We start from the raw sequence: 25,614 nt of genomic DNA, 5'->3' as shown, positions 1-25,614 counted from the left end.
TTTATTTTTTGGTTGTCTTTTTTGAAGTCTTCTTTTTAGTCGCTTTCTTTTTGGTGGCTTTTTTCTTGGTTGTTTTCTTTTTAGCGACCTTCTTCTTGCTGGTTTTTTTAGCTACTTTTTTCTTCGCTACTTTCTTTTTACCACGCTTTTTCTTTTCTGGTGCTTTGGCCAATATTTCAATGCATTCTTCATGCGTCAATGCTTTGGGGTCTTGGTCTTTTAAAATTTTACCATTTTTATTGCCATCAGTGACATAGGGTCCCCAACGACCATTGAGTACTTGTATACCATCATCAAAAGTTTGAATGATTCTGTTGGCATCGGCAATTTTTTTCTCTTGGATGATGACCAAGGCTTCTTCAAAAGTGATTGAATAAGGATCACCCTCTTTGATGCTAACAAACTTATTACCATACCTGACATAAGGGCCAAAACGACCGATGTTGGCCGATACTTTTTCGCCTTCTGATGTTTCTCCCAAATCCCTTGGAAGATCAAACAAAGCAATGGCTTCTTCAAAGGTAATGGTGTCTAGCTTTTGGCCTGGAAGCAAGCCTGCAAATTTAGGTTTGTCTTCGTCATCGCGGGTGCCAATTTGTACGAAAGTGCCGTATTTACCAACCCTGACAGACATGGGCTTACCAGACTCTGGATCAATGCCCAGCTCTCTTTTGTATTGGGCTTCATCACGTGATACCGATTCTTCTTTTTCTTCTACTAATTTGATGAAAGGGTCCCAAAATTCTTTCATCAGTGGTTTCCATTCCTTTTCGCCCCGTGACACAGCATCCAGCGCATCTTCTAACCGGGCGGTGAATTCATAGTCAACATAGTCTTTGAAATGGGCTTCCAAAAATCTGGCAACCACTTTACCTATATCAGTTGGAATGAAACGTTTGCTTTCTAACTCGACATAATCACGATTTAACAAGGTAGAAATAATGCTGGCATAAGTTGATGGTCGACCGATGCCAAATTCTTCAAGGGCTTTGACCAGTGAAGCTTCAGAATACCTGGGTGGCGGTTCAGTAAAGTGTTGAACACCATTGATTTCACTGACATCAACCACATCGCCTTTCTTCAAATTAGGCAGGTGTTTCTCTTTGTTATTGTCTTTCTTGCCATCATCCAAGCCTTCTTCATAAACGGCCAAGAATCCTTTTTCAATAATGGTTGAGCCATTGGCTCGCAGGTTGTGACCATCACCAAAAGTAAAGTCTGCCGAAACCGTGCCGATGGTGGCGTTGATCATTTGACTGGCCAGCGTTCTTTTCCAAACCAGATCATATAAACGGAATTGGTCATGATCTAAGTATTTTTTGATTTCTGCAGGAATCAGTTGCGCAGACACAGCTCGAACGGCCTCATGAGCTTCCTGGGCATTTTTAGATTTGCTTTTATAGTGATTCGGTTTTTCGGGAACTTGTTGAGCACCGTATTTATTTTGAATAACAGCTCGAATTTCACTGATGGCATCATTGGCTAAGTTCAATGAATCGGTTCGCATATATGTGATTAAACCTTGTGACTGCCCATTGATTTCCATGCCTTCATACAATTGCTGGGCAATTTGCATGGTTTTTCTGGCAGTGAAGCCAAGCTTACGTGCCGCTTCCTGTTGTAAGGTTGAAGTGATGAATGGTGCCGCTGGTTTTCTTTTGCGCTCGCGTTGGGTCAATTCAGTGACAGTCAATTGTTGTCCGGCTTGGCTGCGTAATTGAGCCAAAGCCTTGTCTGCCAATTCCTGGTTGTTGATATCAAACTTCTTCAGCTTGTTACCAGCATATATGTTTAGATTGGATTCAAACGCTTCTTTACCTAAGGCCATTTGTCCATGTATGGTCCAGTATTCTTCCTTGATAAAAGCATTGATTTCATCTTCTCGTTGGACAATCAAGCGCAAAGCGGGTGACTGTACTCGACCAGCAGACAAACCCCTGCGTACTTTTTTCCACAACAACGGCGACAAATTAAATCCGACCAAATAATCCAATGCCCGCCTGGCTTGTTGGGCATCAACCAATTCAATGGATATTTCTCGGGGGTTGGCCACAGCTTCTTGTATGGCCGATTTGGTGATTTCGGAAAACACCACTCGTTTGATGTCTTTTCCTTTTAACAATTTTCGATCTTTCAGTATTTCAACCACATGCCATGAAATGGCCTCTCCTTCTCTGTCCAAATCCGTTGCCAGATAGATGGTATTGGCTTTCTTGGCAGCTTTGACAATGGCATCGATGTGTTTTTTGTTTCTTTCCACGTCGACATACTTCAACTCAAAGTCGTTTTCTGGAATCACAGCGCCTGTTTTGGCCAGTAAATCACGGACATGTCCGTAGGACGCCAAGACTTTATGACCTTTTCCAAGGTACTTTTCTATGGTTTTGGCTTTCGCCGGTGACTCTACAATCAGTAAGTTTTCTGCCATGGTTTAGTGTTCATGATCGACCGGGGGATCAAACATCAAACTTTCCATTGATGCAAAGGCTTGTTCCTCATCCGGTTGTGAAAATAAAATAATCAAAGCCAGCCATTGTAAATCATCAACGTCAATGTTGTCAGCATTTAGATTGAGCAAACCATTTAACAGCAGTTCGCGGGTGGTGGGCGTTAAGATACCAGTTGACTCTAAGTAGCTAATAAACTCGACACCTTCTTCATCCAAGATGGACAGTTCGAGTGGTGAGTATACCCTGATGGCATCAGCTGATTGGTTGATATGCTGTTTAGAGTCATCATTAACACTCAGCAGCCAATCAAATGCAGAATCAATGGCATTTCTTTCAAATCCGGCCTGTTCTAAGCCAGAGTAAATATTATTTTTGGTGTATTGTTCATTTAGGTTGGTTTGTTCAGAAAGGTAATTTTCGAATAGGTAAACCAATAAGTCGACGATGTTTTCATTCATGATTTTTGATATTTTGCACCGGGTAATTTTTCAACCAATCCAGATAATTCCATGATAAGTAAATCTGATGCCACTTCAGCACTCGAAAGTTCTGTTAGGTTTACAATAGCATCAAAAGAAGTGGGATTAAAGTCTAATTGATTGAAAATCATCTTTTGCGTTTCAGAAAGCGCTATATTGGGATTGTCCTGGTTTAATTCAAGTGATGACTGATCTAAGGCATCCAATGAAAACTGTAACTGGTCGCTCAGCATGTCTATGCTGGGACTTAATTCTTCCATAATGTCTTGAGCGGATTCAACCAACTTGGCTCCTTGTTTAATCAACTGATGGCAGCCTTTGGACAGTGGATTATGAATTGAGCCAGGAATGGCCATCACTGGCCTGTTGTTTTCTACAGAAAGCCTTGCGGTTATTAAGGTTCCACTTTTGCTGGCCGCTTCCACCACCAGGGTACCCAGTGACAGGCCTGCGATGATTCTGTTGCGTTGTGGAAAATTATAGGCATGAGGTGGTGTATTGAGGGGAAACTCTGACACCACGGCACCTTGATTGGCAATCACTTTGGCCAGTGATTGGTTGGATTTCGGATATATGCTGTTAATCCCTGTCCCCATAACCGCAATGGTTTGCCCAGCGGCATCGAGCGCACCTTGGTGGGCTTGGGTGTCTATACCGGCAGCCAAACCACTGGTAATGACCAACCCGCTTTTTGCCAAGTCATGACAAAAGGCATGTGCGTTCTTTAAACCACCTTGGCTGGCATGACGGCTGCCCACCACTGCCAGTTGAGGCAGTAACAGGGCATGGGTGTTGCCTTTTACATACAGCGCCACTGGCGGGTCTGAAATTTGTTTGAGCTGTGGCGGGTAGAGTGGATCATCGATGGTTAATAAGTGGTTATTCGCTTTTTCAAGCCAAGCCAACTCTTGCGCAATGTCATCATTGGAGGCTTGGTTTAAATGATGAAGTGCTTTTGAGGGTATGTTGAATTCAGGAGGGAAGCTTTTTTGTGCTACGACTTGAGCAGCCGTACCAAAATGATTGAGTAATTGTGTGATGCGTGCAAAGCCAAGTCCTGGCGCACTCAGTAAATGTAGCCAGGACGCTTTGTTGTTTTCAGGCATTAATCAGGGCAGTTTAACGTAATCGTATAACTTGATGCTTCGATTACCATCGGTGATGATTGCATAACTGATGTTTTCAAATGATTTGAAGACCATGACATGACCTGACAACTCCATTGGCAAAGTCACTTTGGCTTTGGATGGTTTGAATAAGGTCTTAAGGTCATTTTTCGGATGCATGATTTCATCACGGATCACGCGCTCAGGACTGTAAACAGCAAACACATCACCCACGGTGACGCCTTGTGCTGATCCATTGCTGATGGCAATGACTTGTCGACGTGCGCTACCAAACAAAGCATTGTTTAATGCCACAACTCGAATGTTATCGTCGGTTGAGGTAGCGGCTTTGGGTGTGAAATAGGGGTCGAAATTAAATTCATCAATCGGTAATATCAAATCACCGGTTTTGACTTCTGTGTTGACATCAATGATGTTCATGGTTGTGATTTCATCTGAACTGACGCGCAACACTTCAGCAATACCCGTGTCAGCAACTTCATAGCCCAATATTTTTACATTTTCCCAATAGGTGCGGTCGATGTATTTTTTCCAAAAACGAGACATCACAGCCGTCGTTGTATAGGCTGAAGATTTCTGCCATTCCAGTGATTCAATTTCATGCGTATCAGAAGTTTCCCAAGGATAATCGGTTGGGACTTCTCGATAAATAACGGTGGGTCTGACAATGGCAAATCGATCACCTTGTCTGACATTTTTTAGGTTTCTCACATAGATGAGGTTATCAGTTGCTGCGATATTTCTTTCTTCTTCAGCTGCAACGATATAAGGAGCCAGGTCTACATCTTCTTGATTCAGGATGCGCAGTTCTCTGAGAAAGGGTTCAATCTCTTTCAAAGGAATCGTTTGGATGGCATCGTTGTGATCAATGGACCTAACAGTTGGCCCCATTTTAACAGTGGGATGACTGCGGTTGACGGTTAATGTTGGTCTGCCGTCCAGGTAAATCAAGTTGATTTGATCGCCTGGGTAAATCAAATGAGGGTTTTCTATCTGCGGGTTGGCATGCCAAATTTCTGGCCACAACCAGGGTGATTTCAGAAACACAGCTGAAATATCCCATAAGGTGTCTCCTTTTTGCACCACATAAGTATCTGGATGAGCTGGATTTAATTCCACTTCCTCTGCTTGAGCAATAAAAATAAAGCCAAACAGTAACGCTAATATTAAATGTTGTTTTTTAAACATCATCGGCAAACCCTTGATTTTCCTAAAACTTTAGTTTAGCCATTTTAATAATAAATTTAAACAAAAATGTGAATCAGAGACCAAAATGGGTAAAAAAAATGGCTTTTTCGACAAAAACAAAGCAATTATTGTGTGCCAATTGGTAAAAAGCCAGGTGGTCACCAGCGGTTTCTTGGTAATTCAACATGGTTTTTATTTAACTTTTCAACAAAAATAACTAAGATACGGGGGTCAAAAATGATACCCACTTTAAAAAAATATGAGCATACTTTCAATATTAACACTGCCTGATCAACGATTAAAAACGGTGGCTAAGCCTGTAATCCAATTTGATCAAGCGTTGGAAACATTGGCTGCTGACATGTTGGAAACCATGTATGCAGCACCAGGTATAGGCTTGGCTGCTACCCAGGTTGATCAGCACGTTCAACTGGTGGTTTTAGATGTTTCTGAAGACAACAGTGACCCCATGGTATTGGTCAATCCTGTGATCACTGAAAAAGATGGCATTCAATCTCACGAAGAAGGCTGTCTTTCGGTGCCGGGTATTTATGCTTCAGTAAAAAGGGCAGAGCAGATCAAAGTCGACTACCAAGATTTACAAGGTGAGCATCATCAACTTGCAGCATCTGGCTTATTGGCTGTCTGTATTCAGCATGAGTTAGACCACTTAAAGGGCATTGTGTTTTTAGATCATTTGTCATTACTGAAAAGAAAGTTGGCAATCAAAAAATTAGAAAAAGCCGCCTTATAGACACCGCTTTTTTAGTTAATTTTCAGGCATAAAAAAACCTTCACTTGGAAGGTTTTTTTGTGTCAAAAACAACATTGCTTAACTCATAGGGTCAACCAACAATATGTTTTCACAGCGATCAGGTCCAGTTGAAATGATGTGAACCGGCGCACCAGTGAAGTCCTCAATGAAATCAATGATGGCTTTTGCTTCTGCGGGTAATTTGTTGATATCAGTCATCCCTCTGGTGGATGACTGCCACCCTGAGAATGATTGATAAACGGGTTCAACAAGCTCCCATTCATGAGCTGATCCAGGAAATGAATCATCACCATAGCTGGTACAAAGTTTGATGGTTTTGAAGGTATCTAAAACATCCAGTTTGGTGACACATAAGCCTGTGACACCATTGACTTGGACGGCTCTTTTTAAGGCCACCAAATCCAACCAGCCACAACGTCTTGGGCGACCTGTGGTGGCACCAAATTCAACGCCCCGCTTGGCCAGTTCCGCGCCGTCTTCATCAAACAATTCTGTTGGGAATGGACCGCTGCCAACTCGAGTGGTGTAAGCTTTGGTGATGCCCAAAACATAGTCGATGTGGGTTGCGCCTAAGCCAGATCCTGTGGCCGCACTGCCGGCTGTGGTGTTGGATGAGGTTACGAATGGGTAGGTGCCATGGTCTATGTCCAACAGCGAGCCTTGTGCGCCTTCCATCAACAGTTTTTCGCCGCGCTCTAAATGTTGGTGGATTTTACCGGTCACATCTACACACATGTTTTTGATGAACTCCGCATGTTCCAATGCTTTTGCATATACCTCATCAAAAGACAAAGGTTCGGCATGGTGGTAGTTTTCAATCACAAAATTATGATATTCCAACACCGTTTCTAACTTGCTTTTAAGCAGGTTGGCATCCAGCAAATCTCCAATTCGAATGCCACGACGTGCCACCTTGTCTTCATAAGCAGGACCAATGCCTCGGCCAGTGGTGCCAATGGCTTCTTTGCCTTTCTTAATTTCGCGCAACTGGTCTAATTTAATGTGGTAAGGCATGATCACTGGAGCGGCCTTGGAAATGTACAAGCGAGATTGCACATCGACCCCAGATATTTCAAGATTTTTGATTTCCTTGATCAATGCTTCTGGTTCAATCACCACGCCGTTGCCGATGTAACATTTGACACCGTCACGCAAGATGCCTGAGGGAATCAAATGCAGAACGGTTTTTTGATCATTGATGATTAAGGTATGTCCTGCATTGTGTCCACCTTGAAAGCGAACAACAGCATCAGCACCTTCGGTTAATAAGTCGACAATTTTTCCTTTGCCTTCATCACCCCATTGGGTCCCTAAAACTACGACAGATTTATTCATGACTGGATGTATTTAAATGTGATTGCGCCCGCCACCATCATGGTGGCACCAAAAATACGCAAATGGATGTCTTCCATTTGCGCGAGTTGTAATAACATGTTCTTCCAAACTTTGGGTGCAATGAAGGGTAGCAGACCTTCAAAAATCATCACCAAAGCAATGGCCGCAATGATTGGGTGTTCAATCAATTGTGGATTGTCCGTTAAAATACTTAAAGAATTCAGAATCAGGATCCAGTACCAACACATTGCCGGAGCCAGCTTGAAAACTGTTCATATAAGCTTCGAGGCTACGAACAAAGGAGTAAAATTCAGGGTTTTTGTTGTGGCTTTCTGCGAATAATTTAGTCGCTTCTGCATCACCTTCACCACGCATGATCGCCGCTTTTTTATCGGCATCAGCCAACATGATTCGAATTTTTTTATCGGTATTGGCCCTGATGTTGATGGACTCTTTGCGACCGGTCGATCGATGTTCAGCCGCTTCTACCAATCGTTCAGAACGCATTCGGTTGTAAACTGATTCATTGACTGATTGATCCAGGTTGATTTGTTTGATGCGCACATCAACAATCTCTAAGCCATAATCTTCAGAACGGGCTTTGGTTTGTGATCTGAGGCTTTCCATCAATTCGATGCGTTGTGAAGATATGGCCTGGTCTAAGGTTCTGACCGAAAACTCTTCCTGTAAAGCATTTTTAACCACCCCGGTCAGGTTGGCATTGGCTTTGGCGATTAAGCCAGCATTTGATGTAAAAAAGGTTTTTACGTCTTTGATGCGCCATTTAACAAAGTAGTCCACCATCAAATATTCATTGTCGGTGTTAAAGACCCTTTCCGGCGCGTTGTCTAAGGTTTGAATGCGGCTATCAAATTTAACAATGTTGTTAACGATAGGTAGCTTAAAGTGTAAACCAGGTTCATAACCGGCTTGAACCACTTCTCCAAATTTTAATTTGACGGCAGTTTGTTTTTCATCAATGGTGAATACAAATAAGCTGGCCAAAACAGCCAACACCAACAAACCAAATATCAATGCGATTAATTTATTCATAATTATCTCCCGCGACCTCTGCGTGTGGTTCTGTTGTTGGAACCGGATGTTTGATTTAATTCTGATGAGTTGGGCGTCACTGTGGTGGTGCCTAAATCAATCGGTGAATCGTCATACGCCCGGGGTTGGTTTTTCATCAACTGATCCAGGGGTAAATACATCATTGAATTACCAGACTTTTGATCCATCAACACTTTTGAAGTGTCGCTCATCACGCTTTCCATGGTTTCTAAAAACAACCGTTGTCTGGTCACTTCAGGAGCCAATTCATATTGGGTCCTCAACAAATCAAATTGTTGGGCTTTACCCGAAGCTTCTGCGATGATTGATTCTTTATAGGCTTCTGCTTCTTGGATGATTTTTAACACCCGACCTTCTGCCTCAGGTATTCTGCCATTGGCATATTCATTGGCCTGATTGATGAAAGTCTTTTGGTCTTCACGTGCTTTCACCACATCATCAAATGCGTCCTTAACATCGAAGGGTGGGTGGACTTCAGTGATGTTCACTTGAGTGACCTGTACGCCGGTTTTGTAATCATTCAACATGGTTTGAATTTCTTCACGCGCTTGTTGGTTGACGGCGGTTCTGTTTTCATTGATGATGAAATCAAGTGTTCTGGTTCCTGCCACTTGGCGCATCACACTTTCAGCCACTTGACGAACCGTGTTTTGTGGGTTGGCAACGCTGAATAAATAGTCATTGACTCGCCCTTCATCAATTCGATATTGAATTGAATAATCAATCTCAATCAGGTTTTTGTCTTCGGTTAACATTTGACCCGCGTTGTCTTCTTGGCGGATGGTCTCAACGTTGACTTTGTAAACTTGAGCGAAAGGTTTGGGTAAAGTGAATCGCAGGCCTGGGGTCATGGTGTGAGAATATTCTCCAAAAACCAATACCACGCCGCGTTCGGCTTGTTCGATTTGATAGGCCGAACTGTAAACACCTAAACCCAGTAATCCCAACAACAAAATAACGATGGGTGTTTGGCTGTTGTTGTTTGAACTGCCGGATGACGTTCCAAAGCCAAATGTTCTCTTAATGGATTTAAATAAATCGCTGAGGATTTGATCAAATTCAGGTGGTTTGTTGCCACCAGGTTTGTTGTTGTTAGGCTTTTTATCGCCAGAATTTTGGTTGCCAGGTTCATTCCAGGGCATGTTTTTCTCCAGTTACTTTACCAGTCTTGTGAGTTTTCGTCTAAGGTGACATGGTTGGCCGCCAACAAGTTGTTGACGAATTCAGCGCTTGGTTCTGCACTCTTGGCCATTTGTCGCCATTTTTCTATGGGTAATTCTACCTCAATTTGCCATTGACCTGAATCATCTATCACTTCATCTCGTATGGCTTCCAGTTGATAGAATTGGGCACGCAATCGTGCCAAGTTCATGGGTAAGACAAACTTGAGGGTTAAATGGGTACGATGTATCCGTTCTTCAATGCTTTTTATCAATAAATCAATGCCGGTGTTTTTATGTGCTGAAATCCATACCTTGTCAGGCGCATCAGATTGACTTTGTTGAATTTCAGCCGGGTGTCCCGACTGGTCAATTTTATTGTAAATTTCAATTGTTGGCACATCATCGATCTTCAACTCATCGAACACTTTATATACTTCTTTCATGTGATCCCGGTGTTCAGGGTTGCTGTCATCAATCACATGTAATAACAGATCTGCATCCAATGCTTCCTGCAAAGTGGCCCGAAAGGCCGCGACCAATTCATGCGGTAAGTCCCGCACAAAGCCCACCGTGTCACTGATGACAGCGCTGCAGCCAGGGATGGCAGTGAATTGACGCACTGTTGGATCCAAGGTGGCGAACAACTGGTCTTCGGCATAGACATTGGCATCGGTCAGAAGATTGAATAAGGTTGATTTACCGGCATTGGTGTAGCCCACCAAAGCAAGCATTTTAGCCCCTGATTTTTTTCGTTGTTTGCGCCCCTGTTCCCGTTGTCGCATGACTTTATCGAGGCGCCCTTTCAGTGATTTTACCCGCGCATTCAACAAACGACGGTCGGTCTCTAATTGCGTTTCACCCGGTCCACGCATACCTATGCCGCCCTTCTGTCTTTCTAAATGGGTCCAACCCCGAACCAAACGGGTAGACATGTGTTTTAATTGTGCCAGTTCAACTTGGAGCTGCCCTTCATAGGATCGAGCCCGTTGCGCAAAGATATCCAAAATCAATGTTCGGCGATCCAATACACGTGCTTGCACAAAGGCCTCTAAGTTCCTTTCCTGCACAGGGCTTAATGAGGCATCGACAATCACCACATCGGCTTGGTTTGCCTCGACGGCTTGTTTCAGTTCTTCGGCCTTACCACTGCCAATATAAAATTTGGGGTCTATTGATTGTTTGGTGCTGGTAATGATTTCAAATATTTCAGCCCCTGCAGTGGTAACCAGCTCTTTGAATTCTTCGATGCGATCAGGTTGTTCTCCGCGCAAATCTCGTTGCATCGGTGTGGGGCACAAGATAACCGCTCGATCACCTCTTTCGGAACGATCAAACATCGTAGGAGCCTCGCTTCCCTTCTTTTCTCGTGCCTCGAAAAACCGGCTGCGCTCGCAACACCAATGAGCCAATCTCTGTTTCGCTACGCTCAACAACCGATTGACATGGGTAGGAGCCTCGCTTCCCTTCTTGCCTGTTGGCCCTACTGTTGGTTCTCGTGCCTCGAAAAACCGGCTGCGCTCGCAACACCAATGAGCCAATCTCTGTTTCGCTACGCTCAACAACCGATTGACATGGGTAGGAGCCTCGCTTCCCTTCTTGCCTGTTGGCCCTACTGTTGGTTCTCGTGCCTCGAAAAACCGATTGCGATTCGGGGTAAGTTTGAGGCTTTAATTGGGTTGTTGGCATGGGTTTATTATTGCTGTTCAATAAAAAAGCAGTTGCTGTGAGGACAACTGCTTTGTTTGTTGTGACAGGGAGGCTGTGTTCAGCCTTCATCTTCCTGTTGAATTTTATAGGTACTGACATTTTTGGCCGGCACGATGGTCGATATGGCGTGTTTGTAAACCAATTGGTTGGTGGTGTTATTCAACACAATAACAAACTGATCAAATGATTCAACGGTGCCTTGAAGCTTGATGCCATTCATTAAAAATACAGATACTGGAATGCGGTCTTTACGCAATGCATTCAAAAATGGGTCTTGTAGAGTTTGTGATTTTGACATGGTGGTTACCTTACTTATTATTATTATTGATTGCATTTTATCATAATGAAATGCATAGGATAATAAAAGCAGGAAAAATTACAGCCATATAAGGCATTTTGCTGCTAGTAAGGGGTATTCGACACCATCAGGTGCTCGCAAATAGGTGAGATGATCAGTTGTTAGCGGCAAGCTAATTCAGCAAGTTACACGATATAAATTACATCGATCCACATAAATTAAGGTTTGAAACGTTTAACTCCTGATTGTCCAATGTCCAAATTACTTGTTGATTCTGATGCAATTGTACACTTAATGTATTGGGTTCAGCTTTGGAATTAGTCTTGTCTTCGGAGTTGAACAACGAGACAGCTAAGAAATAAGATTGTGAATTATTGAATAAGGTTCGTTGGTGTGCCATTCCAGTTTCATCAAGTCTAAAAAACCAGTGTTTGATGATGTTTAAATTTGAATCTGATTCAAAAACAAACGAGCCTGACTTGATGCGGACGGAATTTAAATTATAACCATTGAGATAAAAATGTTCAAAATGGTTGATCTTATTCAGAGACAATATCCTTGTTTCTTGATTGGTCTCAGAAACTTGTTTTGTCGCAATTAGGTCTACATCACAACTCAAGGCTTCTGGTGTTTCTTGGGTTGAGTGTTTTTCGAGAATTTGACTGGTTAATTTCAGCAGTTGGTTTTTAAAACAATCATTCAATGGCCAGCTTATGCTATCGGTTTTGTCACACGTCCCCTGGCTATTATGAGTCAATTTCAGCCCATTCCAGTCGAAGTAGCGAGTCACATAACGTTGACTGTCGTCAAGCTTTCTAAGCAGTGATTGACCATATAAGAATACAGCATTGTGTTGGATTCCGAGCATGTCTAGCAAGGTAGGCGCGATATCATAAGTTGCTAGTGGCCATTTTGGAATGAAGTCCTGATAATTTGTTAATGCAATCAAACGCCGGTCCTTGGCCATGTCCCCAAACAATGCTTCCATCTTATCGGTTTGGAAAATACCATGATCTGCCAACACCATTAAAATGGCCTCATCCAATAATTTCTCAGCCTTAAGTGCATCAATAAATTTACCCAGTAATTGATCGGTACAATGAATCGCATCGATAAAAGGCTCGTCACTGTAAGCATAGGATTCACAGCCAGGGTAACTATAGCCTGGAAGGTGAGTGCCTAAAGTAAGCAATGTGACATTGTAAGGTGGAGTCTGGGCGGCAGTTTTAATCGTTGATAAAGCATTTTCGAATAATTCTGTATCGCTTAATCCCCACACCCCTTTTTGACGCTTAAAACCATGAGAAAACCAATGTTCGGATCCCCAAATATAATCATATCCATGTTCCTCTAGAAAGCGACCCTTGCCAGCAAATGCCATTGAGGCACCGCCAAGGTAGTATTGGGTATAGCCAGCTTGCTTCAATATGTCTCCCATGCAAGGCATGTGTGACATCAGTTGACCGCTGTTTAAAAAAGTATTGTTATCAGCTGTCATGGGTAACATGGTGCCACATTGGCTTGAGATAATGCCCTCAATGGTGATGTATGCCGAACTGAGGTGTGTCAAGACTTGAAACTCATCTGCAATGCGGTTCAAATTTGGCGTCAAATCAGGGTATTGAGTTTGCAACATCAATCCTTCATTAAAGGATTCTAAGTATACTAAAATTAAATTTTTCGGCTCAGGGGCATGTGTTTTTAGCAATTGATTGGGTGTAATCTCAATCGAATTGATGATATTCAGATCAATATACTGTTGAATCAATGACTGATCAATGATTGCATATTGTTTATTGTATTCATATAAACCACTGGCAAATCTTCCCACTGGACTATAGATTGTTAATAAACACAACATCACCAGAGCACCAAACACCATGGGTTTTTTGATGGGTTTTGTGGTTGTTTTGAGTAAAAAATTAATCAGCCAGGAATAACAGAAAACCAAAATAAAAAAACCAAATAGTTCTATGGGGTATTGAGTGAATGCAATGCGCAAAGACTCAATTTCTATATGAAAATACACCTCATTGTTAAACCCTTTGCCAGTAAAGTCATACAGTGTAGACTCAAATAGCGTGATGAATAAGTAGATGAAATAAAAACCAATCAGTAGCGCTTTATTCATCGGTCTAATCCATCCATTCAGCTGTTGGTTGCCTATAAATAAAACCCACAAACACAGCGAAACACTTGCATGAATTATGATTGCATTTAAGGTAGGGTGGTGGAGAACTTGCACGCCTAAAAGAGGCAGCAAAAGTGCCAGAAGCATAAAAAACTGTTTATTCATCAATATCCATTTTATTAGACAAAACTTTTCTCTACATCTAAATCAATCAAATTTAGTTTAGTTGGTCAGAAGTAGTGACTCAACTAAAAAAGTGCAAACAGAACTTTAATTGAGCTGATTGTTTTTAATTGCGAAATTCCTGATTCCCATGCCGAGTTTTCTGACGTCTTTGCTGTTGCTGATTTCAGACGGGGCAAGGGTTGTATTGGTTTCAAATGTTAGCTTAATTAAGTTGCTTGTATGGTTGAAAGTAATCGGGCAGTCATAGGTTAATTGAATGCCTTGATTGGAGGTTTTTTTATTCAGCAAGGTAAGTTTTTGATCATTCAGAAACACTTTAAACTGATCAATAATGACTCCAACTTGAAATTTTAGCACATTAAGTTGCACCGTTTTGTTGTGACAAAAATCTTTGGTTCCCAAAAATAAAACGGAGGATTCTTCTTTGGCAGTCCAGCGGCCCCATTTTTCAGCTGACCAAAACCCCTCTGGGTGGATGGCACTGATATCCTCAGAAAAGTCAAAAAACAAATCAGTTCCATCTGAATTCAACCCGACAACATTGATTTTTTTTAACAACAACTTAGAAACCCTGATAGATGCGTCTACTTTGTCTTTCATTTGATCTATGGTGATATCAAGCTTCTTAAGATCTGAGCCACGAAAAATAAAGGGTATATGGTAGTCCATTGATTCCCCCTCAACACTGACAGGATTGCTCCAGTCATCATTGAATTTAACCCTTAATGATTGAGTTTGTTCTTTGGATGACATGTTTAAAATCAGTTGGTAAGTGTCGCCTTGAATTAATGGTGATGCCATTGGAATTGTCAACTTTGTTTTTGTCTGGTTTAAGGTCAAACTAGAATTGTTGTACAAGGGGTTTTTGCTGGTGATAAATCGATTGCTGTGATCGGCATCTTGTTTGATGTCGGTACCAAACCTGATAATTTGATTCAAATGATAGGCTTCATTGTTTTTAACCTTTGCAACATCACTCACTGTCAATATCCCTTTGTGTCGCCAAGAAGCTTCGTCATTGACGTGTCCTTTAATTTGAAAAATATTAAAGTCTTGCAAGTATTTGGAATCAAAGCCGGTGAAATTATAATAATAGAAAAACCTTTCTCGGGCCTGATTTTCTTTGATCAGTTTAATCGGCAGACCATCCGCCTCGAAAGGCAAGCCACTGAAGTCAGCCAAAGTGGGCATCACATCCAATAACGACACGGGTTTTTGTGATACAGAAAAAGTACCGTTGGCTTGAAAGTCCTTAACCAACATGAGGGGCTTGGCCGAAGCCTTTTCGTAGCCATGGTTATTAACCGGAATGAACGAATTGATATCTGAATCAAATTTTAAGTTGGTGTATTCACCCCCACCATGGTCTGCCATGATCATGATGGCCGATTGATCGTAGATCCCAAGAGCTTTTAATTCTTTCAAATAAGCAATCATCAACCTCAAACTGGCATAAGCATAGTCATGATAGGCGTTGAAATTATGCAAATTTTCAACTGGACTTAAATTGCGGTCCAATAAGAAAGGACTGTGAGGCATCATTAAGTGATAGAACATAAAAGTCGGTCGATCTTGTGATGTGCTGCCATGTTGTTTTAAGTTGGCCAAAAAATTGAGACCTTGATGGTTGTTTACTTTTGGCATTTTATGCAATGTGGTTAATGGATCATCAAACCACTTTTGTTGTTCAATGAACTGTGCAGCAGGCTTTTGTAGTAACATTTTCCCTTGGTTATAAACGCTGGGTTTTATCAAATGAGGCACCGTCCTTAATAATGACAAGTCCAATGTTTGGGAATAATTTTTTATTATTTCTGGCCATCCATTTTCATCGATCGCATTGCTCATGATGTTGTTTTTAACCGGTAATAGTTTTTTAATGTGTGGAAAAAGGCCCACATGCCAACCGGCATCAATTAAGTCAGTTAACAGAGACTCTTGATATGCAGAGACTAAAAACTCATGTATGCCTTGTTTTTTTTGATAGGTTTTTCCAGTTAGAAGCAATGGAATGGTTGGGTATGTTTTGGAAAAAACGGCTGTGGTATTGGGATAATAATCAAATCCAGAAAATTCACTTTTGATTTCTGGTTCATCTTCAATGATTTGAGTAAATAAATCTGATTGAAAGCCATCCAATAAAAACACCAGGATGTTTTTGTTTTTTGAATAATCAAATTTTTGTTTTTCAGATATAGCAAAAGACCTGCTGTTGCCAGCAAAATCATAAGAAAATAGTGAGCTGAAAGTTACCGCCACAGATGCCAGGCCAGAAAAAGTAAGGATCAGTGATGCGTGCTTAAGGACCTTTTTATTGAGAAATATCAACACAAATAAACCGAAGCCCCACATGGCAAACTCAACCCAACTTATCCAACCTGCCTCCGAAAAGTGAATCTCCTTGCCATCCAATACACCATAATCAGAAACCAAGATGTTTTGTTGAATAAAGACAAATAAAGTCAGCAGCACCATCAGTGATAGCAGTTTTTCGCGCAAAAACTTAGGTACCACCCATGTCAAAATTGTAGATATCAGGAGCACACTGACAAGGACAATAAATAACAGTGAAAGCCCTTCAATAAATGGCGTGTTGATGTTAAATTGATTTTGAGTCCAAGTGATGACAGGAAAAAGAATCAAAACCTGGCTTAAAACAAGGACGAAGGCTGCAAAAAGTTGTTTCTTTCGGTTCATGGTTTGTATTGCTGATCAATATTATAAATAGCAGCAGTGGTTGTTCTATAGTTAGGGGGACACATTCTAAATAGGCTTGGGCAGGTTTTGTTTGAGTTGAGTAAAAATATCGGGCATGACGATTTATTCCGGTGGTTGGTATTCATCCACCAGGTAAAGTGGACGTTGTTTGCTTTCGTTGAACATGCGGCCCAGGTATTCACCAATGATGCCCAAAGCGGTGAGTTGGATGCCGCCCAAGAATAACACGACCACCATTAAGGAGGGGTAACCGGGGACGTCATTACCCAATACCAAGGTTTTGGCGATGATGATGGCTCCATAAATAAATGCAAAAAAGGCAACGCTTAAACCAATCCAAGTGGCAAACCGCAGTGGTAGGTAGCTGAAAGACGTGATGCCGTCCAAAGCAAAACGCCACAACTTGGCATAGTTCCATTTGGTTTCACCAGCCGCCCTGGGTTCCCGCTCAAAGTAAATTTGTTTCTGCTTGAAACCCACCCATGCAAACAGACCTTTCATGAAGCGATTTTGTTCGCGCAGCTTGTTAACAGCTGAATAGGCTTTTCTGGACATCAGTCGATAATCTCCCGTGTCTTTGGGGATGTCTATTTTGCTCATGGAGTTGATGATGCGGTAAAACCAATTGGCCGTGGCTTTCTTTGCCAGTGATTCGCCGTGACGTGCTTTTCTGGTGGCATAAACCACATCATAACCACTGTGCCACTGGGCAATCATTTCGGGAATCAATTCAGGTGGGTCTTGTAGGTCTACATCAATCACCACAACCGAATCGGCTGAGGCATGATCTAAGCCAGCGGAGAGGGCGTACTCCTTACCAAAATTACGGCTCAAAGACAGAAATCCGAATTTGCGATCGGCTTCATGAATCGATTTCATCACCTTTAAACTGTCATCACTTGAGCCATCATCGACAAACACCACACGCCAGTCCACATCACAATCTTGCATCACAGCTTTGATGCGTTGTTCAAACAGGGGCAAGACCTCTTGTTCGTTAAAAACTGGGACAATGATATCGACTGAGGGCATAGGTTCGAAGCAGTAAAAAAATGTATTTTAACTAATTTTCAAAACAAAAGCTGTTCAATTAGCGGGTCATTAGAAACTTGATGTGGCGTTTAAATACAGAAAACAACAAAACGGCCAACAAAACCCCTGTTAGATTCATCCAGAAATCCAGCCATTCGGTGAATCGATAAGCGGTCAATGATTGGAGGTATTCCAGCAGACCTCCTAAAACAACGAGTCCGCACGTCACCCATATAATTCGCTTTGGGTAGGCATGTAAGAACCAAAAGGTCAGGATGAAATAACTGCCCAAATGCAGTAGTTTGTCACTGTTTTCAATGGATGATGAAACCTGAGGCACTCGCACCAATGACAATATGACCAATGTGATGAGCATGGCCCAAGCAAGCAACTTGATGACAGTGTGTTTGTTCATGAGTTTGGTGATTGACTGGACAACCAATTTTGATAGTTTGGTTTCATGGTTTGCCAATGAGGGTGAAATTGGGTTGCTTGGAGTTTTTGCGAATTTTGCAGCAAGGCGAAGATGGCATGGGCTTCCGCCTTGGGGTCAGATGGTGTTGAAGGGTATAAGTTGGTCGCTGGATACCATTCAGGATAAACCAGCCGGTTGGGTGCTATGGCCAAACAACCGCAGGCCGAAGCTTCTAACATGGCGATGCCTTGGAAATCATGGAAAGCGGTTGAAAGTACCACGTCAGCAGTTTGTAACACTTGGATGTACTGTGTTCGAGAATCAATAAAACCCAGGTTGAGACACTGTTGCGGATGATTTTGCTCAATGATTTTCATCGCCTCAGGAATTTTTCTGAATTTTTGTCCCAGCACATGAAACTGAATATTTGGCTTTTTATCTTGGCACAAACGCATCAATTCCAGCAGTGTTTCTGGACCCTTGTCATGTTCCCAGCGGTGATTCCATACGACTTGTAAACCATCAGAACTTTTGAGCTTCAAATGGTTGTTCGGCTGACAGTCATCGTCGATTGGCACAGCCAGACAGCTCGATTTTTGGCTTAACTGCGCCAGCAAATCTTTCGGTAAACCATCGGGCATCTTTTGGCACAATGCTGCAACGCCTTGTTGCCAAGTCGCCAAGTTATAATTTGTGTTGAATGTCAGTTGATCTGCGGCCAAGGCGGCATAAATCGTCCGGATTTGAATTTCCAGTAGGCCTTGTTGATTGTCATTAACTGGGTAAGCAAACTGATTTTCATGGAAATAAAGGTGTTTTGGCAACTTGGATAAATGTGGATAGAGTCCTAACAAGGTGCTCAAGTCCGTCATTGAAGTAGCAATCAGCAAGTCATATTCAACACTTAATTGTGCGTCATATTGGGCTTTGAAGTTCAAAGCATTCGCCCCCATCCTCCATGCAAAGTAGCGGTCTTTAAGTGCCAACACATGCCAGTCGTGTTGTGGAAATTGTTTGATTAAGTTTTGATGCCAATAGCGATGTGACAGGGCGTCATAGGCCGATAACAGCAGGATTCGTTTTTTTTTCATAGCCAGCAAGTGAGTGGGTCAGCCAATAAACAAGTCATCAAAAAAATAGGTTCTCATTACGCCCGTCTGTGGGTGAAATGCATTGACCGCTTATTAAACCGTATTTTTGGCACCACTGGTGTCATTTTATGAATTTATCTGCAACCAAGCAATAGGCTGCAAAGCACTTTGCAGTCTTCTATTTTTTATTTTTGATGTCTTGCTTCAGTCGATCAACGAATTCCATCACGGCATCTTGTGCTGTTTCGGTGGCATTTAGGCTGGTATAACTTAATTCTGAACCATAACCATTGCCGATAGAATCGCCGGTGGCTAAATCATAACTGTCCACGTCCAATTGGGCGCTGACCATGACGGATTGACGGCCGTAGTATTCTAAGGTCTGTTGGCCGATGTGATTGACGTTGGCAATGATCATGGCTTGTCCGCCGTAAGCATCTAATTTACTTTTGATGGTGGCCAAATCAACGCCCTGTGCCATGATTTGCGCCATGCCGGGAACGAACTGCTCATTCAACACTTTGATGTTATCCCGTTTCAATTCAGCTTCAATGATTTTTTCAATCGGATTGGCAACAGCGGGGTCACCAAATACCAACACTGCCACGCCTTTGTCTTTTTTCACCACTTTGGGCTTGCTGATTACTGGCTTGGTTTGCTTTTCAATGAATTGATCAAGGTTGCCATTGTGCTGTTTGGTCGAATTGTCGACGGATGCCATGGTTTTTTCAGTGATGATGGCTGGTTGTTGGTTTAACGGGTCAGTCATCACTGTATTGTCGTTGGCAACAGTTGAATCCAATTGAGTCGGCTTGGTGTTTTGAGCGGCGATTGTTGATACCGACTGCTGATGGCTCACTTCCTGATTTGAGTCTGGGGTTTTGGGTTGATTGGCCGAATCAATTTGTGCATTCAACTCATCGCTGATGTCAGCCAATTCTTGTTTGGATTTGAGCTTAACATCTTGTAATTGCATTTCATCACTGTCATTACCCAATAAGGTCATGGCCTGGTAGTCGTTCGATTTGAACGGTGAAGGAATGTAGCCTTCATGAATACCAATGGCGCCGACGCCAACGGCAGCAGCCAGAGCCAAAACACCCCACACAGCTTTGTTTGATTTTTTCCTGCGTTGAGGCACCATGGTGTCTACTGTGCTTGATTGCATGGTGACTTGTTGTGATATCTGTGCGGTTTTCTTTGCTGGTTTGACTGAAATGGCTTTTTGTTTGATGTCTGCCAAACTTAAATCAGCCACAGCGGGGCCCAAAAATTTAATGACTTCTTGGCATGATTGACAGCGTTCTTCTGGGTTCTTGGCAATCATTTTTTCCAAGATGTAACTGGTTTTTTTGTCGACTTTTTTGTTGATCGCTCGAATGTCAGGGATTTCTGCCTGAACCACTTCAAGCATCAGACCCAAGGGGCTTTCATTTTCAAACGGAACTTTGCCAGCCAGCATTTCGTAAAATACGATGCCCAAAGCAAAAATATCAGAACGGGCGTCCACTTCTTTACCGGTGCAAACTTCTGGTGACAGGTAGCCTGGGGTGCCAACAAATTCGCCGGTGTTGGTTAATTTATCGCCATATTCACGGGTTTGTGCAATGCCAAAATCGACCACTTTAACGGTGCCATCATCACATATCATTAAGTTGGCAGGTTTGATGTCCCGATGGACCAGGTCGCGATCATGGGCTACGGCTAAACCTGAACAAGCTTGGCGTAAAATTTCTTTGGCATGAGGGACTGAAAGCACATTGTTTCCGCGCAACAAATCGTCCAATGAAACACCTTCAATGAATTCCATCGCAAAGTAGGGTTGTCTTTGTTCCATGCCAATAAAAAACACTTGAATGACGTTGGGGTGGTTGATGGCTGCCATGCTTTTGGCCTCACGGGTGAAACGTTCTATCAAACCTTCATCACCGAGTAAATGCTCGCCCAAAGCCTTGATCGCCACATGTCTGTTCAAAGAAGGTTCCCAGGCCTTGTAAACAACACCCATGCCGCCTCGACCTAATTCTGAAACCACTTCGTAGTGACCAAACTTTTTATTCATATTTTCTTCTGGCATAATCTTTTCCCAAACCAATTAACTCGGTTTTTCTTTGTTCGAGCTTACATTGTAAGTATATGGTTTGAATATCAGCTTAACCTAAAAATAGCAGATTTGTGAAGCACATCACTTTTAATTACCCTTTCTTACCGCTATTTGGACGTTTTTGGCCATAAATAGGTGTTATCTGAAGGTGGGGATAAGGTAAAATTGCCTGCTTTTTTAATAAACTTTAAGGTTTAATTATCATGCGGAATGAATTTTGTGGTCAGGTCACGGAAAAATACCTGGATCAACAAGTTGAAGTTTGTGGCTGGGTTGGCAACAGACGCGACCACGGCGGCGTTATTTTTATCGATTTAAGAGACCACACAGGATTGGTACAAGTGGTGGTTGAGCCGGATAATGAAGCGGCCTTTAAAATTGCTGATGGTGCCAGGTATGAGTACTGTTTGCGGGTTAAGGGTATGGTCAGAAACCGCCCCGATGGACAAGGGAATTCAAAGTTGGCCACCGGTCAAATCGAAGTGGTGGTGGATGAGTACCATGTATTGAACCCATCCAAGCCTTTGCCTTTCATGTTGGATGAAAACCCAGGTGAAAACGTTCGCTTACAATACCGATATTTAGACTTGCGACGCGACAACATGCAACACAACATGCGCCTGCGTTCCAAGTTGACCCATGCTTTGCGCAATCATTTACACCAAAGTGAATTTTTAGACATTGAAACCCCAATTTTAACCAAAGCCACACCTGAAGGCGCCCGTGACTTTCTGGTGCCATCACGGATGAACCCAGGCCAATTTTATGCGATGCCCCAATCGCCTCAATTGTTCAAACAATTGTTGATGATGTCTGGAATGGATCGTTATTATCAAATTGCACGGTGTTTCCGTGATGAAGACTTGCGTGCTGATCGTCAACCTGAGTTCACTCAATTGGATATTGAGATGGCCTTTGTGGAACAAGAAGATGTGCTGCAAATGGCTGAAAAACTGATTCGCGATACCTTCAAAGAAGTGATGGATATTGAATTGGCCAATCCGTTTCCAAGAATGACTTATGCCGAAGCCATGCGCCGCTATGGCTCAGACAAGCCAGACTTAAGAATTGATTTAGAGTTGGTCGATGTTGCTGATGCGGTTAAAGACTCAGAGTTTAAGGTATTCTCGGCACCAGCCAATGACCCCAAGGGAAGGGTTGCTGTGTTGAAAGTGCCACAAGGCGGTGCCAATTTTACCCGCAAACAAATTGATGAGTATGAACCTTATGCCCGTCGTTTTGGTGCAAGGGGACTGGCTTGGATTAAAGTCAATGACAAAGCAGCCGGTAAAGACGGTTTACAGTCGCCCATTGTTAAGTTTCTCAGTGATGATGCTTTGGCTGGTATTTTGTCTTCAACCCAAGCAGAAGACGGCGATTTGTTGTTTTTCGGCGCCGGAAAATTCAATGAAGTGACTCAGTTTATGGGTGCTTTGCGGATTAAAGTAGGCCAAGACATTGGCCGCGTCAGTGACACTTGGGAACCTTTGTGGGTGGTTGATTTCCCTATGTTTGAATTCAATGAAGACGAAAAACGTTGGGATGCTTTGCACCATCCGTTTACCGCACCAACGGGTTCAGTTGAAGCGCTTCAGAACAACCCGGGTGAGGCCTTATCAAAAGGTTATGACATGGTTTTAAATGGCGTTGAATTGGGTGGTGGGTCGATCCGTATTCATGACCAGAAAATGCAATCATCAGTGCTTGAATTATTAGGCATCAGTGAACAACAAGCCGAAGAAAAATTTGGATTCTTGTTAGAAGCTTTGCAGTTTGGTTGTCCGCCGCATGGTGGTATCGCATTTGGTGTCGATCGCATGGCAACCCTGATGTGTGGTGAAGAGTCTATTCGTGAAGTGATTGCGTTTCCAAAAACGTCAAGTGGCGCATGTCCATTAACCAATGCACCATCAACCATCGAAGCCGCACAATTGGCAGATGTGCATGTTCAGGTCATTGAACCTGAAAAGGATGACTGATCAAACACCTGCTGTAGTTCTGGTCCATGGCTTGTATATGAAGCCATGGACTTGGGTGTCCTATCGTCGATTCTTGAGCCGCCATGGGTTCAAGGTTTATTTGTTTGGTTACAAAACCACCCGCCAGTCTTTTGCTTTAACCCTGATGCAATTAACGGCTTTTGTTAATTCACGACCTGAACAAACGGTGCATATTGTGGCGCACTCCATGGGTGGTATTTTGAGTATCGGTGCACTGCCAAAAATCAATAAAGCGGGTAAGCTGGTGATGTTGGGAACACCGTTGAATGGTTCCAAAGTGGCTCAGAAATTACAGCAAAAAGGCTGGGATAAAAGTTTACTCAACCATGCGGCCAAGCCATTAACCCTGGGTGTGGGTGCTGCCATTAAATACCGTGACACACTGATGATTGCTGGCACCTCTCCCTATGGGCTTGGGCGTTTCATTGAACCCAAATTGGGGCCCAGTGACGGCACCGTTGCAGTGGCAGAAACTCAAGCTGAATGGTTGGATCAGCACCTCGAAATACACAGCAGCCATTTCGGCTTGTTGCGCAACAAACAAGCCAAAGACTTGACCTTGGCTTTTCTGTCTGAGTAAGCACCCAAGGACATTTTACAAAAAATTTCCCAGATCTTCACAATGCAATGTACGGCGGTTTTGTTAAGATACTTATTATTTTTATATTGGAGCATTAAATGGCAGAGAACACTGAAAACAATGAGGGTTTGTTTCAACAAATCAAATCTCAATTTTCTGAATACTTGACCAATCCTGAAATGCTGATAGATGTGGCCCAATCCTTGGTTTTGGCCTTGTTGATTTATTGGGTGGGTAAGCGCATCGCGAAATTAGTCAGCAACATGACCGGTAAAGGCTTGACCAAAACCGGTAATGAAGTCATTTTGGTTAACTTCATTAAAAACATCATTTATTATGTTATTTTGGCCGCCGTGATTGTCATGGCATTGGGTCAATTGGGTGTGCAGACCACATCGCTGATTGCTGTGATGGGTGCTGCTGGTTTGGCCATCGGTCTGGCATTGAAAGATTCTTTGTCAAACTTGGCCTCTGGCGTGATGCTGGTATTGACCCGACCCTTTAAACGAGGGGATTTTGTTGACGTAGCTGGCACTTCTGGCAAAGTCACTGAGATCAAGTTGTTCAGCACCATTCTACAATCGACAGACAACAAAAAACTGATTATACCCAATGGTCAAATTACTTCAGATGTGATTGTCAATTACACCACCGAAGCACTGCGCCGCATTGATTTGGTGATTGGGGTCAGTTACGACGACGACATCAGAGCAGCGAAAAAAATCTTGATGGAGACCATTTCGGCACATGAAATGGTGTTACAGGAACCCAAACCAGTGGTGATGTTGAAAGACTTGGGCGCATCCAGTGTTGATTTTGTGGTTCGTCCTTGGGTTAAAACTGAGGATTACTGGACTGTTTATGGTGATTTGATGGAACAAATAAAACTCAATATTGAAGCGGGTGGTTGTAGTTTCCCTTACCCACAAACAGACGTACATTTACATCAAGTTAAGGAAAGTTAAACCGGATAAGACGCCTAACATGAATCAGGCCATGTCATCACATGGCCTTTTTATTTTCTGGCCACCGCCACCAAGCGTTCTGCCGACAAGTCATAATCGGCTTTGTTTAATGAACCGTAGATTTCAATATTTTTGAAGCCAGCTTGAAGCAACATGGCGGTCAATTCTTGGGCCGTGTAGACAAAGTGTTCATACTCCCACCGATGGGCTTGGTTGTCCCGCACCAAAATCCATTCATTGGAATATATGTTCATGTTATCTACCAACAAAGGCCTTTCAAAACGCAGGTCACCATTGTCATATTCGGTGCAATGAACAGGTTCCATCGCATGTGCCGCTTGTTCTTTGCCAAAAGTATCAATGATGAAAGTGCCCTTTGGGTTCAACCATTGGTAAGCATTGTTCAGTACTTGTTGGTTTTCAGCGGGGTTGTTGTAGTATCCAAAAGAAGTGAAGAGGTTGGTGATTAAATCAAATTTATTATTGGGTTGATAAGCCAGCAAGTCGCTGTGAACCAAGTTTGCTGACAGTTTTTCATGATCAATTTGGTTGGCAGCTTGATTCAATAAATAACCGCTGAGGTCAACCCCAGTGGTTTCAATATTCATGGCTGCAAAACCCAAAACATGTCGGCCTGGACCACATGCCATGTCTAACACTGATTTGACTGGATGATCAACCAAGTTGATGATTTGTTGGCATTGTGTTTTGGCCACTGCGAAACTTTCGCGGTCAAACATACAATCGTAGAACACTTCCCACATTTCATTGTTATCAAACCAAGACATCGATATTT

The 25,614-nt window shown here is 42.7% G+C and carries 21 protein-coding genes; 4 read left to right on the top strand and 17 right to left on the bottom strand.

Translation table 11 applies throughout. From position 1 onward, the window contains the following. Position 1 precedes the first annotated feature (1 nt). From CCS90_RS00740 to CCS90_RS00725, 4 genes are read right to left on the bottom strand one after another with little or no spacing between them, the layout of a single operon-like run. Positions 2-2,428 carry a DNA topoisomerase I gene (locus tag CCS90_RS00740; protein ID WP_099017600.1) on the bottom strand — a complete coding sequence of 809 codons (2,427 nt, stop codon included), beginning with the start codon at positions 2,426-2,428 and terminating at the stop codon, positions 2-4. 3 nt (positions 2,429-2,431) lie between these two features. Beyond that, positions 2,432-2,908, bottom strand: a complete 477-nt coding sequence (locus tag CCS90_RS00735) for a DUF494 family protein (protein WP_099017599.1) — start codon at positions 2,906-2,908, stop codon at positions 2,432-2,434. Next, on the bottom strand, positions 2,905-4,035 hold the full coding sequence (gene dprA / locus CCS90_RS00730; protein WP_099017598.1) for a DNA-processing protein DprA: 1,131 nt from the start codon (positions 4,033-4,035) through the stop codon (positions 2,905-2,907). Before dprA ends, CCS90_RS00735 begins: the two co-directional genes overlap by 4 nt. Before the next feature lie 3 nt (positions 4,036-4,038). Next, complete coding sequence (locus tag CCS90_RS00725) at positions 4,039-5,247, bottom strand: LysM peptidoglycan-binding domain-containing protein (RefSeq protein WP_099017597.1); 1,209 nt, start codon at positions 5,245-5,247, stop codon at positions 4,039-4,041. A gap of 256 nt (positions 5,248-5,503) precedes the next feature. Here CCS90_RS00725 and def point away from each other — a divergent pair, with 256 nt between their 5' ends. Further along, positions 5,504-5,998: a peptide deformylase gene (gene def, locus CCS90_RS00720; RefSeq protein WP_099017596.1), complete on the top strand. Its 495-nt coding sequence runs from the start codon at positions 5,504-5,506 to the stop codon at positions 5,996-5,998. Positions 5,999-6,076: 78 nt separating this feature from the next. Here the strand turns inward: def and CCS90_RS00715 are convergent, their stop codons facing one another. The 12 genes from CCS90_RS00715 to CCS90_RS00655 all read right to left on the bottom strand — a co-directional run bounded on the left by CCS90_RS00715 (position 6,077) and on the right by CCS90_RS00655 (position 21,231). Continuing rightward, entirely contained in the window at positions 6,077-7,354 is a 1,278-nt protein-coding gene (locus CCS90_RS00715) for an adenylosuccinate synthase (protein WP_099017595.1), read from the bottom strand. Further along, a complete protein-coding gene (locus CCS90_RS00710) occupies positions 7,351-7,542 on the bottom strand; it encodes a DUF2065 domain-containing protein (RefSeq protein ID WP_246026989.1) in 192 nt (63 codons plus the stop codon). Before CCS90_RS00710 ends, CCS90_RS00715 begins: the two co-directional genes overlap by 4 nt. Further along, positions 7,535-8,407, bottom strand: a complete 873-nt coding sequence (gene hflC / locus CCS90_RS00705) for a protease modulator HflC (RefSeq protein WP_099017593.1) — start codon at positions 8,405-8,407, stop codon at positions 7,535-7,537. The genes CCS90_RS00710 and hflC overlap by 8 nt, the downstream gene beginning before the upstream one ends. 2 nt (positions 8,408-8,409) lie before the next feature. After that, positions 8,410-9,570 carry an FtsH protease activity modulator HflK gene (gene hflK / locus CCS90_RS00700; protein WP_099017592.1) on the bottom strand — a complete coding sequence of 387 codons (1,161 nt, stop codon included), beginning with the start codon at positions 9,568-9,570 and terminating at the stop codon, positions 8,410-8,412. A gap of 17 nt (positions 9,571-9,587) precedes the next feature. Beyond that, positions 9,588-10,928, bottom strand: a complete 1,341-nt coding sequence (hflX, locus tag CCS90_RS00695) for a ribosome rescue GTPase HflX (RefSeq protein WP_099017591.1) — start codon at positions 10,926-10,928, stop codon at positions 9,588-9,590. 428 nt (positions 10,929-11,356) lie between these two features. Next, complete coding sequence (gene hfq / locus CCS90_RS00685; RefSeq protein ID WP_099018694.1) at positions 11,357-11,596, bottom strand: RNA chaperone Hfq; 240 nt, start codon at positions 11,594-11,596, stop codon at positions 11,357-11,359. Between the two features lie 199 nt (positions 11,597-11,795). After that, positions 11,796-13,874 carry a sulfatase-like hydrolase/transferase gene (locus CCS90_RS00680; protein ID WP_503417536.1) on the bottom strand — a complete coding sequence of 693 codons (2,079 nt, stop codon included), beginning with the start codon at positions 13,872-13,874 and terminating at the stop codon, positions 11,796-11,798. Between the two features lie 123 nt (positions 13,875-13,997). Continuing rightward, entirely contained in the window at positions 13,998-16,610 is a 2,613-nt protein-coding gene (locus tag CCS90_RS00675; RefSeq protein WP_099017588.1) for a sulfatase family protein, read from the bottom strand. A 123-nt stretch (positions 16,611-16,733) separates the two neighbouring features. Then, positions 16,734-17,663, bottom strand: a complete 930-nt coding sequence (locus tag CCS90_RS00670) for a glycosyltransferase family 2 protein (protein WP_099017587.1) — start codon at positions 17,661-17,663, stop codon at positions 16,734-16,736. A gap of 58 nt (positions 17,664-17,721) precedes the next feature. Further along, positions 17,722-18,078, bottom strand: a complete 357-nt coding sequence (locus tag CCS90_RS00665) for a VanZ family protein (RefSeq protein ID WP_099017586.1) — start codon at positions 18,076-18,078, stop codon at positions 17,722-17,724. Further along, on the bottom strand, positions 18,075-19,169 hold the full coding sequence (locus CCS90_RS00660) for a tRNA-queuosine alpha-mannosyltransferase domain-containing protein (RefSeq protein ID WP_099017585.1): 1,095 nt from the start codon (positions 19,167-19,169) through the stop codon (positions 18,075-18,077). Before CCS90_RS00660 ends, CCS90_RS00665 begins: the two co-directional genes overlap by 4 nt. 178 nt (positions 19,170-19,347) lie before the next feature. Beyond that, on the bottom strand, positions 19,348-21,231 hold the full coding sequence (locus CCS90_RS00655; RefSeq protein WP_180236478.1) for a serine/threonine protein kinase: 1,884 nt from the start codon (positions 21,229-21,231) through the stop codon (positions 19,348-19,350). A 245-nt stretch (positions 21,232-21,476) separates the two neighbouring features. Between CCS90_RS00655 and aspS the strand changes: the two genes are divergently transcribed. The 3 genes from aspS to CCS90_RS00640 all read left to right on the top strand — a co-directional run bounded on the left by aspS (position 21,477) and on the right by CCS90_RS00640 (position 24,818). Beyond that, positions 21,477-23,252 carry an aspartate--tRNA ligase gene (gene aspS, locus CCS90_RS00650; protein WP_099017583.1) on the top strand — a complete coding sequence of 592 codons (1,776 nt, stop codon included), beginning with the start codon at positions 21,477-21,479 and terminating at the stop codon, positions 23,250-23,252. Then, positions 23,245-23,853, top strand: coding sequence for an alpha/beta fold hydrolase (locus CCS90_RS00645; protein WP_099017582.1), 609 nt, complete (start codon positions 23,245-23,247; stop codon positions 23,851-23,853). The genes aspS and CCS90_RS00645 overlap by 8 nt, the downstream gene beginning before the upstream one ends. A 98-nt stretch (positions 23,854-23,951) precedes the next feature. Further along, positions 23,952-24,818: a mechanosensitive ion channel family protein gene (locus CCS90_RS00640; RefSeq protein WP_099017581.1), complete on the top strand. Its 867-nt coding sequence runs from the start codon at positions 23,952-23,954 to the stop codon at positions 24,816-24,818. 50 nt (positions 24,819-24,868) lie between these two features. On the opposite strand, the gene CCS90_RS00635 is transcribed toward CCS90_RS00640, so the two are convergent. Continuing rightward, positions 24,869-25,606 (bottom strand): class I SAM-dependent methyltransferase, encoded by a 738-nt coding sequence (locus CCS90_RS00635; RefSeq protein WP_099017580.1) that lies wholly within the window; start codon positions 25,604-25,606, stop codon positions 24,869-24,871. Between the last annotated feature and the right edge of the window lie 8 nt (positions 25,607-25,614).

Source organism: Marinicella litoralis (assembly GCF_002591915.1).
Classification (GTDB): Bacteria; Pseudomonadota; Gammaproteobacteria; order Xanthomonadales; family Marinicellaceae; genus Marinicella; species Marinicella litoralis.
Note: the sequence above shows the minus strand (reverse complement) of the source record. Positions and strands in the feature narration are given on the sequence as shown.